This is a genomic window from Enterobacter sp. 342 (assembly GCF_036663495.1).
Lineage (GTDB): Bacteria > Pseudomonadota > Gammaproteobacteria > Enterobacterales > Enterobacteriaceae > Enterobacter.
This window is the reverse complement of record NZ_JAWUEI010000044.1, coordinates 15,414-27,095: the sequence shown is the minus strand read 5'-3', so window position 1 is coordinate 27,095 and position 11,682 is coordinate 15,414. Positions and strand designations below refer to the sequence as shown.

Below are 11,682 nucleotides of genomic sequence, written 5' to 3'. Positions count from 1 at the left end.
GAACGGTCTGCGTTGTCGGGAAGATGCGTGATCTGATCCTTCAACTCAGCAAAAGTTCGATTTATTCAACAAAGCCGTTTTTAATTTCACAATATGATTGTGATTGCGGGCACTATTATTTTCGGATAAATCGCTAATGAATTCACAAAATTAACATTGGCTTATATCCACGCTTCGTCTTTATTTGATATTAATATGCTGCTAGGTGAGCGTTTTTGACTACAAACGGCATTGATCATATTAAGGGAGTTATATGAAAATATCTTTTTTTGGTGTGAATAACTTTAGAACTATTTCTGGTGGCATTGATAATAATAAAATAATTTTCAAAGATACCAATACACTTTTTATTTACGGAGCAAACAATGCTGGTAAATCAACCTTTTTAAAAGCGTATATGTTTTTTTATAGTAATGAAAAACCTATCATCGATGATTTTTTTAAACGAGATGGTAATAATTCCATTGAGTTCGAGTTAGAAGTTCAGCTTGATGAATTAGATAAAGAAAGAATAGAAGCTAAAGCACCTAAGCAAAAGGAAAGCTATAAGAAATATTTAAATAATGATTATATAAGAATTAAGAAGGTATGGAGAAAAGATGGAGCAAAAATAGAAGACAAAAACTATACCTTTGATTATAGCAAAGGAGAGAGCGGTGAATATGACGAAATTGGGTATGCAACAGTTGGTTTGCATACTGTCTTCCAATCTTGTTTACCAAAACCTGTATTTATAAAAGCAATGCCAACAGAGGAGGAAGCGAAGAAAATTCTCAATGAAATCCTAAAAATGATGGCTGAAAGTACACTTAAAACATCAGATCTTGAGGAATTAAAAGCAGCTCAGGATAAAATAAAAGAATTACAAGATAAAATGTATGATCCAGAATTAATTGAAACCTATCAGAGTTCAGTTAACGGATATTTCAATAAAATATTTGGTGATACTGCTATATGCTTCAAAGATCAAAAAGATAGAGTGATATGGACTGAGAATAAACTCGGCAGAGATTTTGAGATTGAGTTTATGAAAAAAAATAGCCAAGGGGATTTTGATGAAAACATTCCATCAAGCTATAGCAGTGTAGGTCACGGAACCATCAGGACAGCAATATTCACATTACTATTGATGAGAGATGTGGCTGAACGTTTTGAAAGAAGGCAGGGTCGTAAAGATTACATGGTTCTGTTTGAGGAGCCAGAACTATTTCTCTATCCTAGAATGGTGAAAGAACTTCGAGAGCTGATTTATCAGGTGAGTACTGAAGATCTTCCATATCAAGTACTTTGCGCTTCGCATTCATCTTCTATGATAGATCTTTCAAAACCTAAATCTTCGATAATACGATTAGTCAATAACTCTGCCGGAACTAAATCATATCAAATTAATGATCAATTTTTGAAGGATGCAAAAGGGATTGCTACAAATGATGAACTTAAACAAGAAATGTATGAGGTTTTAAGATTCAACCCTTATATTTGTGAGTCATTCTATGCTGATGAGGTACTTTTGATTGAGGGGCCGACAGAAGAAATAATATCTAGAGCTTTTTTACAAGAGGTTCCATCAGATAAAACTATATTTGTATTGAATTGCGGTACTGTTAATAATATTCCTTTTTATCAGAAAATATTCTCAAGGTTTAACATTAAATATCATGTGATTTGTGATACGGACAAGGCAGGAATAGTTAGCATAGATCAATTCGGCAATGCGGATTTTGATTCTGGAATACAGAAAACAATTTCAGAACAGTATAGGAGTGACTGCACTGCAATGAACGGAAATATAGGGTTGCTTCGAACTCATAATATTACATTTGAACCAGCTCACCAAGATGCTAGTATCCCTGACTTTTTGCGATTTGTGGATAGTGGTGATAGAAGCAAACCATTTAATGCTAACTTGTACTGGAAGGATGTTTTAAAGCCAAACATCTCACATCAAGATATAAATAAAGTGCCTATTATCAAGTATTTAAATGAAATAATGGCGCATTAAATTAGTGGGCCGAGCATTTTATGCTCGGCCTGTTTTATTTATATATGGCTAAACCCCACCAATCCATCAGTTCTTTCCGTGCTTCAAGGTATGTCGAACTATTATATGCTCGACGAACTTCATTCTTATCACTATGGGCTAATGCCGCTTCAATAGCATCAGGATTAAATCCTTCCTCATTCATCGCTGTACTTGCGATAGAACGAAGACCATATGCAACTAGACGGCCTCATTCTATCGTATACCTAAACGTAAACCGATAATCACCGGATTTAGCCGGATGTTCCAGGACAATCACAGATACAAAAAAGCCCACAGGGCTTGTGTAAGTATCCCGCATAATCGTGCCATTAATATTTAGAGATCATCCGTCATAATCAATCTGCCAACGAAGGAGAGCGCTATGCGTAAAGCCCGTTTTAACGCCGCACTCAGCGGCTTGTCCGCTGTAATGCATTGTTATGCGATGTTTTCATGCTCTGCAGCCAGCCTTTAATATTTGTATTGTCTGCCGAATCAAGGCGATACATTTTAGCTTTGCAGTAATCTTTAGCACCGCTTGTGAGTCTGCTTGTTGTTGCAATTATTCCTTTGGTTGCACCAGAATCATCTACTGTAGCCCAGAAAGCTCTTATAGAGTCCACTTCTACTGGGTTGTTTTCTGAGTACTTTTTACATTGAACCAATATCATCTCTGGCCCAGTAATTGGATCATGTTTTTTAGCTACAACATCGATTCCGCCATCTCTACGGCCCACTGTAACTTCGACTTCATATCCATGTCTTTTAAAGTATTCACCAGTGAGGTATTCAAATTGCCTCCAGTGAATATCACCTAATTCGTCGGTTTGTGAGGATAAATAATCAATATAGCGTTGATCTAAATAGCAATCAGGTGATGACGCATTAGGGATGGATTCTTTGTCAAATAGATCATCCAAAGGCAAGATTCCATTCCAATCGACAGATTCTGGCATTTCGTTATGAAAGACATATCTGTCTTTAAACTCTTTGGCAAGGTTTTCTATTCCTGGTAAGGTCGAAAATTCTTTCGGTAATGCTTCTTTATCTAATGCATTTTTTACAAGATGGTGTTGAAGCATTGAGACGATTTCAATTTTCTCCATGATATCAGTTTCAGCGATGTTAAATAGATTAAGGTTATTGTTTACATACCTCACTACTACACCACATAAATCTTCATCATCATTTAACGCACCAACCTTATACATTAGGTGAATAAATGCCTCCTCGAAATCTAACATGTCTATTCTAATAACTTCTGATTTCTCACCAATCCACCAACCGGGAGATAGTTCATCAAGGAAAGCAAATGCCTTGCTTTCACTAATAGCCAAGCCTGACTTAATACCCACTAGATCGATTACATTGTCGATTAAATGCTGCCTTGGCGACCAGATGTGCATTTCTTTTCCTTTTTACGCATAACGCCCAATTCAGCGGGCAAAGTTTACGCAGCAAATTTTGGTCCGCTGCAATTGATTGTTATGTCTTATCATCCCAATGGTCTGCGCCTTCAAGAAGAACCTCTATAGTTTCTCTATTTTTCCCAGGGTAAACCCCATTTTCTTGAAGAAGCACCAGTAGTGGTTCGACCGATATAGCAGAGGAATAACCAAACTCCTCGGACTGGTTGTTTACTACCAAGGATTCTGTAAGAACCCCGAGCAGGAAACCGAACTCGCTCAAAACGGGTCCGCCACTGTAGCCACCACGACCCATATTCGAAATTACAAAATGTGGATGAGGACCATTGTATTTATCGACTACGGCATTTACCTCACCCTCAGAGGCGAGAAGAACTGGGCCGCTAGAGAACGGGACAGGGGGATATCCCATAAGGAGAACTTTTGACAAGACCAACTCATCGCCTATCCAGTCATCTAAGTGGCCACCAATCTCTATGTGATCAGTTTGTACAAAACCTTCTGGTGAACCGTGTATAGTAGTTTTTGTTAGGTAGTGATTAAGATCTAAATTTGTTTTCAGTATCGCTAGATCTACCCGTTCGTCACTATGGCAAATTATTTTTTCTATTTCCAAGTATTGGCTGCAATACTCTGAAACTATTTCCTCGATTTTGCCGTCATTCACAACATGAGCTGCTGTTACAAGCCATCCATCGCCTATATGAAAAGCAGAACCATTGCTCAAGTCTCCCAACTGCGTTCTAACAGTGATGCGAACCATTGAGTACTTATAGCTTTGATATAAGTGGGTATAGTTATTCACAGTTACCTCTCAATGCCATAATATTTTATTATTGCGCATGCGCGTTTACCTTGTTGGACCAGTGAGAGCGCGTACAGTAAACTATTTGTATGCAATGAACTTATCAGCATTTTGCGAAATTCACCATCTGGAAAAACGCGCGTGCGTGTTTTCCAAACCTATTATCTAACTGAGCTCTTCTGAGATGGCGAAGCGGAAGATTTCATTGAGTCGTGAGATGACCGCCGCAGCGTTTCGAGGATGCCCTGTTCTTCCAGCGGTGTGAGGTGTTCCTTGAGCATCTTCGGGCGGATCTCAGTGACGGGCGTGTTACCCAGAGAAGGGAAGACGTGCATCTCCAGCGAGCGCCAGACATCTTTGGCGTGATCTTCGCTAAGATCGCTGGTCCGTTTTTTCTCTTTGAGCCACTGTTCAGCAACTTTTTCCAGCGTGCATTCATTCTGGAGGCGTTTTTCTTCGGCTATTCCTGCTAAGTGTTGACGAGGATCGATGCCCTGCCAGAGCAGTCGTCTGTATTTCGTGCGAGTTTCGCGAGCCATGGCCAGTGTAACGACCGGGTAAGGGCCAAGGCTGGTTTTGGTGCGCTTTTTGGTGACGGGATGATAATACTCGAAATGCCAGGCCTTCCTCCCTGAAGTCTTAACCAGTAAGTACAGGCCTTCACCGTCCCGTAGCTCATAGTCCGTGCTACGGGGCTTCGCGCCAGCGATATCCACATTTGTTAAGGGTTTCAGTTGCTTAGGCATGTTTTAGCACCACGCTTTTTTAGCCCCACGATACCGTGGTGCTAAACATGGTGCCAAAAGGTCAAGATTTATACAGAGATCATGACCACACATGCAACAAAAAAGCCTGCAACTCGTTGAAGTTACAGGCTTTTTTAAGGTTCATGATGCATCATGAATGAATGTTTGGTGGGCTGGCGGAGTCTGAGTTAGTATATTATATTGTTGTTTTTATTGTATATTTATTTTTATGTTCTTTATTGGTATACCTAAGCGTATACCAATAGCGGGGTGCAATACTTATTTAACTTAAAAAAAATCATCCCTAAATAGGTCGTTTTATATTCAAAAAACAAAAAAATCTTTTTTAAATAAGTTGTTCACACTGTTCACTTAGGGTTTTTATCATTCAAAATCAAGGTAATAGAAGTTAACTGTATGGTGAAGAGTGAACAGATAACTCTACATTCTTGCGCCAGCGAAAACAAAACCCGGCATCAGCCGGGTTAGTTGCAAATTATTTTATTGTTGGCTCATCGCACTTGGGTAGCCAGTCTGCATTACTCTCTTCTTTTAAAGTGAGGTTAGTCTGCATTCCCTGATTAGTTCGCCGCTTCTCATAATGTAGCCCGTACTCCTTCAGCATAACTGGTAGCCCTTTGCCAAACATTGTCAGGCTGAGGGTATTTTTATAGCCATTAGCCTCCATGTATACGAGATAAGCATGGTAAAGATATGTACGTGGCTGGCGCGGGACAATATTGGCGTTCCCCATAAACATGCCGTTGGTGTCGGGTAATGCCTCAAGATAGCCACAAAAATCAAATGCTGGATCAGCATCACGCTTGATGGTGAGAGCCTCATCAGAATTCTGCTGCGACTGAAGCAATGTTCTGGCACTCATCGGATCACTGAAACGCTGCATGAGCTGGCGAACAATCACAGCAAGTTCTTGAGCAATTTTATCTTTTAGCTGCGGATCGCGTTCTTCCGGTGCTATCTGCTCAGGAAAATGCAGAATAACTCTCCGGCGAGACACACCACCACTGCGATCAGTGAAGCGCATAGGATTATTATTTACGGCCAGGATAACCGCCGGAATATGTGTTGAATAAGCATTCTGATATTTGGGGTCCACAGATACTGCATCGCCACCGGTTATAGCCTTAAGCCCGGCGCCATCGCCGCTCCACTTCTCCTGATCAGGCAGGCGAATAAGAGAAAAACCGATCAGAGCCGCACGTTCTCGCGGGGACTCCAGAGTTTCAATTGTCGCTGAGGTGGCGTTATCCTCTCCTGCAAGCATCGTTGCAATTTCAGCAAGGATACTTTTGCCACTTCCGCCAGGGCCAGTCACTTCCAGAAAGAGCTGCCAGTCATAGCGGTTCGCCAGCACCATAAACAGCGCTGCGAGAATAATGTCGCGTTTTGCTGGCTTGCGCCCGGCTGCCCTGTCCAGCCAGCGCCAGAATGCCGGGGCATGAGTTTCAAGCGTTTCCCCATTTACCGGTGGCGTGAAATCAACTTCACACAGGGTACGCAGCCACTTCTCTTTACAGTGCGGACTAAACAGCCCTGTTCGCGTATCGAGGACGCCATTACGAAAACCGATCAGATGACGTGCCGGATTTTGCTGCTGCGGAACAATTAACTTTAATGTTTCCACCAGTGAGGCAATCTTTCCTGAGGAAAACGGTGCACCGAGGCGCTGGAAAAGGGCTGCGACATCTCGGGCAAAATCAGACTGAGAAATCACTTTCCACGCCCCAGACTCATAGCGGGATAAAAGCTGCCCGTTCGGATCAACCGCCAGCGCATCCCTGTAATGCTCCCGAACCCTCTGAGCTTTTTCGCTGACACTCATCGCTGTGAATTCTGCTTCACTCATCGTGTCGAAAGGACTGGCGTTATGTGGCCTCAAAGCCTCAAGAATTGCCTTCCGGGTGGATTCCTCTCCGTAATGGGCAAGCGCATCATTCCAGTCACCAAAAACCGGTGGCAGCACAATGTCACACTGACACGCTTTTGCAGCAGCTTCAGCCCTGTTCTGGCCTGAACCATTCAGATCTCGGTCCGCTGCAATAATTAGCTGATACCCCCGATACTTTTTATGGGCAACGCTGGCCAGAGAAAGAAAGTTGACCGCCGAAAATGCCACCATGACGGCTTCTCCAGTCAGATGATGAATGGTAAGCGCCGTGGCGTAGCCTTCCGTAATCCACATTCTTCTTACTGAACTCCCGCCCCCTTCTATCAGATGATAGGCCTCCTTAACCTGACCTCCTTTAAGAAAACACTTGCTACCATTGCCACTGATAAGCTGAATATTCACCAGCTCCCCGTCAGCGTTATAGAGCGGGACGATCAAATCACCGGGGCGGAACATCACCCCACCGGTTTTATGAGCTGAAGTCAGCTCATGGCAAATATGTTCCGGGAAACCTTTATGTGTAAGATAAGTATTTCCGGCAGATTCACGCGAGGCTTGCAGCAGTCGCGCGGCAAGCGCTGCCGCTGCATCTTTCCCGCTATCGGTATCGGCGGTTAACGTCCTGACTTCGGAATTAGCTATAGACAGGCCATGTGTCATTCCATGTATCCTGTCAGCTGCTTCACTGATATCCACATTCAGTGCCCTGGTGACAAGCGCTAAACCATCCCCGGCTCCGCACTGATTGCAGAACCATGTTCCACGTCCTTCCTGATCGTCGAAGCGAAAACGATCTTTACCGCCACAGACCGGACAAGGCTGATGGCGATTTTTCAATATATTCACGCCCAGCGCTGGCAGAATCTGAGCCCAGTGACCGCGGGCAGCCTTCACGGCCTGACTGACTTTCATTCCTGACATGATGCAGTTCTCCCTCAGTGTAAAACTGGCTTTTTGATGTGACGGACGCATAACTCATCCATTACGGCTATTCCGAGCTGGGAGAGTGCGGGACAGGACATTAGAGGGCCGGATTCCATCAGGTCTGAAAGCAGGGCGCAGGCGATTTCCATGCCTTTTGTTTGCCCGTGCTGTCGCAGATAAAATCCTTCAAGCTCACGGGCAATAGCGGTTTCAATTTCATCCAGAGTCAGCTGCAGGTGGCGGTTTTGCTGATGGCAGGCACTCAGCCATGCGCAGGCTACCGCGCGGCGATACAACGCAACCCGAAGTGAAAGGGAAAGAGTGCGTGATTTCATTGCACCACCTCCATGTTCAGCAGGTCATCCTGGCAACGCTGTACCACGCCATCAAGCTGCTCTGTCATCAGATAAATCAGGGAAACCAGTTGCTCACATTGAGCACCGGCAGGTTTTTCGTAGCAATCCTGAAGAACAGCCATTCCGGTGACAAACTCCCCCACGTTACGAAGATGCTTCAGGCGGACAATATCGTCATAAGAGATTGCGGCGTGATTCATTAGATCACCTCCCGGACAGGCAGGCGAGCAGCAAGGCAAAGCACATACTCATGGACCAGTGAAAGACGTGCATGATGCTCATTGCTGGCGACGATACGCAGCATACTGATACGTGGTTTACGTTCTGCACGACGAACGGCGGCAAAAACAAATATAAATTGAGGATGTGATGGGGCGAGGATCGTAGCCATAAGGGCAACCTCCAATAAGTAGCGGTAAATGCCACCACCGGAGTTCCTACGCTCATGGGTGGTGACCCGAACGGGGGTAGGAATACCGGCCTTATTGGAAACCGGCCAGCCCGAAGGCTGCCCCGCCCGGACCACCATTATCTGAAAGGGGCTAAGGTATAAGCACCGCAGCCCGAAAAATGGGTGTGCCTGAGCAACGACGTAAAAAAAGACGCACGGCGCGTCTGGTGTCGCCAATAAGTAACTCGGGTTCCTACGCCCGGCAGCCGATTTTGCGGCAGCAGGAAAACTATACCTGGAAAAGATATCAGGACGCAAGCCAGAAAAAAGGAGATGAGACGGCAAAGCCAGTTTCACGCATGGCCTCCTTGCTCGCGGGCAGCAATTCGCGCCGCCATCCATGCACTGACCTCCGACTGTACCCAGGCCACATTTTTTCCACCCAGGGATATCTGCTGAGGGAAGGCATCGCGGCTGATAAGGTCGTAGATGGTTGAACGGGATAGCCCGCAAAGGTGCATCACTTCTGGTAATCGTATGAAGCGCTCCTGCTGAGCCGGAACCGGGAGCACCGGAGAAGCTGGTGCCGGGGTGGAAACGGAAATACTATTCATCTGGCTACCTCTCTAATATGTTTACAACAGTCCGGGCAATTCCATCCGGATTCAGGTAGCTCCTTATTATGTTTATATAAGCGGCTCGCGCATGCTTTATTTATTTGGAGTGAAATATTGATTTCTCAAAAAATAAAACAGCTAAAAACCGTATGAAACGGACAAAAACAAAACATTCTTTTATGGAATATAATAAGGAGCATCAAGAATAAAAAAGTCTATTACACCAGGCAGGATCACAACTCAATTATGAACCAGACCATATCTTTCCGGCGTTACATCATAAGTACGAAGACAATACCTGATTAATAAAAGAGCAAAAAACGTTCATAAAAACAGTTCATCATACGTATTAATTAAGTTAATGACTAAAAAAATAAATTACCCGCATCCTTCCGCATTTATCCGGATGTGTTTGATGAGCATCAGACAGATTCATTTTTATGGATATTTTCCTGGAATGCAACCGAGTGTAGGGAGGTTAAGTGTTGAATTTTCAAACAGACATAAGACACATTTTATACTGTATATTGAATAGTGTTGAATACGGGTGAATATTGGTGAGGAGAAAAGATCTAGTAATAAACTGAAATAAATATCGCGACTTATATGAAAAAGAAATATAAATTTAATTTTATCTCTGTGAACAGTCATGAACAGTGGATGACCACCTTGATTAAAACACTACACCACTTAACTACATGTATTTACTATATTTTTATTGAAGTGAACAGTAGTGAATAGTATGTATTAAAGGAAGCGTGTAGATCAGACATGACACCTTTCTCTGGCTAGCCAGAACAAGGTCATTGTTCAGTCACTGACACAATCCTCCTCGGTAGTGCGCTTGTATGGACCCCGGCACAATTGACACAACAACAAAACACTACCGGAGCAGCCATGACAACTGTTAACCAGATCTCTGATGCAAACACTACCCCCTCCCTGCCGCCGAAAATTCGCGAAGCGGTGGAAAAAGTTAAGGCAGCAAAAGCTGTCTGGCAGGAAGAACGGCGAAAACAAACCGAAGCCGCTGCAATGACTGAAACTATCCGTAAACGTCAGGAAGATACAAAAACGGAGACGCAGGCGCTTAATGATGAATGGCGAAACCTGTTTCGTGAGAATCAGGGGAATATGACGCCACGAATGAAAAATCTGCGTGCAGAAATCGCACTGGGACGCGAAACGCTGGATGAGTTCGAAGAATTGATTGCAGCTCACGCCGCAGAAAATGAATTCCTGCCCTGGAAAACTGCGGATGCTGCAAACCGTTACATCAGCGAACATAACCGGCTGATTGAAACTCATGCAGTGTGGCTCTGGAATGAGTTTATGAAGGAACACGGCCAGAAACTTATTCAGATCCTTGGGTTGCTGAAAATGACTCTGGGGCGAAGCGCTTCTTCCGTTATCGGCGTAGTTCATACCGTAAACGACCCCGAAAGTGTGCTGAAGCAATTTATCAGCGAGCAACTCACCGCTCCGGCACTGTCCTATAACGTATCTTCAACGGATGATATGGCCCTACCGGGAATTAGCATTTATGCGGACGATAAAGCCCTCCAGGATGCCAGACAATCACCCAGCCCTGCAGCGCGTTCCCGGATGCTTAAACAGCGTGACATAGTTAAAGGGGGTGAGAAGGGATGAATACCGGAACCATTACTCAGGAAGCTCTCAACGACTACCGAGCGGCGATAAAAAGCTGGCTGACACTACGTAATGTGCAAAGTACCAGCCAGCTTCGTCTGGCGGCTCTGCTGGATACTGAAGAAAAACCTGCAGCACATGCCAGCAAGCTTGAGAATCTTCGTGAGCGTCTTGCACTCCTCGAATGGCAGATTAACTGCGCCGCCCGGGACGGTCTTTATGCTCACCAGATCGTGCTGGAAAGCTGTGTTACAAGCGCAACTGAAAACTTCATGAGCGAGCATGGTGATGCACTCACTGACGCTCTGGCTCCTTTTCTTTGCGCACCATACGGGCTTGAGGCGGCAATGAAAATATTACGCACAGCTGTAGTCCGACAAACCGAAGTCCGTACTCCTGTAATTCCAGCAGCATATAAGAGCATTATCGACGAAACAGGATTAAAGGTGGATGCATCAATGCGAGTTGATGCTTCAGCCACTTTCACTCCGGCAAAACATAAAGTTTTCCTGGCCCGCCTCAACAGGCTTAATGAAAAAGGAGAGTATTGATATGGCCCTGAAGTGTCCTGAATGTGGCACGGTCGCACACGCCAGAACCAGCGCCTATGAAGCTCCATCGGTTAAACGCTCATGGTATCAGTGCCAGAATCTTGAATGCTCCTGCACATTTACTGCCCTGGAAAGTGTGGACACGATAATTATGAAGCCCCATAAACCAGTGGCGCCTGAGCCTGAATCACAGAGCGATTCACTTGTTCGTCAGCCGCATACACTGGGCCGCTACGGTTCAGCCTGTACCCTTAAAGACCGTCATTCACAATAAAATGAGGAG

At 44.4% G+C, this 11,682-nt stretch carries 11 protein-coding genes and 2 pseudogenes; 4 read left to right on the top strand and 9 right to left on the bottom strand.

The features are described 5' to 3' along the window. Positions 1-253 precede the first annotated feature (253 nt). The gene (locus V6E55_RS22815; RefSeq protein ID WP_316943977.1) at positions 254-2,002 is read left to right on the top strand and encodes an ATP-dependent nuclease; all 1,749 of its coding nucleotides are present in this window, start codon (positions 254-256) and stop codon (positions 2,000-2,002) included. Positions 2,003-2,036: 34 nt separating this feature from the next. Here the strand turns inward: V6E55_RS22815 and V6E55_RS22810 are convergent. The 9 genes and pseudogenes from V6E55_RS22810 to V6E55_RS22770 form a co-directional block, all read right to left on the bottom strand. Further along, a pseudogene (locus V6E55_RS22810) lies at positions 2,037-2,231 on the bottom strand (tyrosine-type recombinase/integrase); the annotation flags it as partial. A 202-nt stretch (positions 2,232-2,433) separates the two neighbouring features. Beyond that, positions 2,434-3,429, bottom strand: coding sequence for a restriction endonuclease (locus V6E55_RS22805; protein WP_316943976.1), 996 nt, complete (start codon positions 3,427-3,429; stop codon positions 2,434-2,436). A 79-nt stretch (positions 3,430-3,508) separates the two neighbouring features. After that, positions 3,509-4,255 (bottom strand): S1 family peptidase, encoded by a 747-nt coding sequence (locus V6E55_RS22800; protein ID WP_316943975.1) that lies wholly within the window; start codon positions 4,253-4,255, stop codon positions 3,509-3,511. Positions 4,256-4,426: 171 nt separating this feature from the next. Continuing rightward, positions 4,427-5,001, bottom strand: a pseudogene (locus V6E55_RS22795) (integrase arm-type DNA-binding domain-containing protein); the annotation flags it as partial. A gap of 496 nt (positions 5,002-5,497) precedes the next feature. Then, entirely contained in the window at positions 5,498-7,831 is a 2,334-nt protein-coding gene (locus V6E55_RS22790; protein ID WP_316943973.1) for a primase-helicase zinc-binding domain-containing protein, read from the bottom strand. Between the two features lie 14 nt (positions 7,832-7,845). Continuing rightward, complete coding sequence (locus V6E55_RS22785; protein ID WP_023304676.1) at positions 7,846-8,169, bottom strand: DUF5375 family protein; 324 nt, start codon at positions 8,167-8,169, stop codon at positions 7,846-7,848. Beyond that, positions 8,166-8,390 (bottom strand): hypothetical protein, encoded by a 225-nt coding sequence (locus V6E55_RS22780; RefSeq protein ID WP_108463265.1) that lies wholly within the window; start codon positions 8,388-8,390, stop codon positions 8,166-8,168. The genes V6E55_RS22785 and V6E55_RS22780 overlap by 4 nt, the downstream gene beginning before the upstream one ends. Further along, positions 8,390-8,938: a host cell division inhibitor Icd-like protein gene (locus V6E55_RS22775; protein WP_044265083.1), complete on the bottom strand. Its 549-nt coding sequence runs from the start codon at positions 8,936-8,938 to the stop codon at positions 8,390-8,392. Before V6E55_RS22775 ends, V6E55_RS22780 begins: the two co-directional genes overlap by 1 nt. After that, the gene (locus V6E55_RS22770; protein WP_108463263.1) at positions 8,935-9,195 is read right to left on the bottom strand and encodes a helix-turn-helix transcriptional regulator; all 261 of its coding nucleotides are present in this window, start codon (positions 9,193-9,195) and stop codon (positions 8,935-8,937) included. Before V6E55_RS22770 ends, V6E55_RS22775 begins: the two co-directional genes overlap by 4 nt. Before the next feature lie 900 nt (positions 9,196-10,095). On the opposite strand from V6E55_RS22770, the gene V6E55_RS22765 reads away from it, so the two are divergent. The 3 genes from V6E55_RS22765 to V6E55_RS22755 are packed head-to-tail and all read left to right on the top strand — an operon-like array spanning position 10,096 to position 11,673. Beyond that, on the top strand, positions 10,096-10,848 hold the full coding sequence (locus V6E55_RS22765) for a phage polarity suppression protein (RefSeq protein WP_316943972.1): 753 nt from the start codon (positions 10,096-10,098) through the stop codon (positions 10,846-10,848). Next, positions 10,845-11,399 (top strand): phage polarity suppression protein, encoded by a 555-nt coding sequence (locus V6E55_RS22760; RefSeq protein WP_316943971.1) that lies wholly within the window; start codon positions 10,845-10,847, stop codon positions 11,397-11,399. Before V6E55_RS22765 ends, V6E55_RS22760 begins: the two co-directional genes overlap by 4 nt. A gap of 1 nt (position 11,400) precedes the next feature. After that, positions 11,401-11,673 carry an ogr/Delta-like zinc finger family protein gene (locus tag V6E55_RS22755; RefSeq protein WP_316943970.1) on the top strand — a complete coding sequence of 91 codons (273 nt, stop codon included), beginning with the start codon at positions 11,401-11,403 and terminating at the stop codon, positions 11,671-11,673. Positions 11,674-11,682 lie beyond the last annotated feature (9 nt).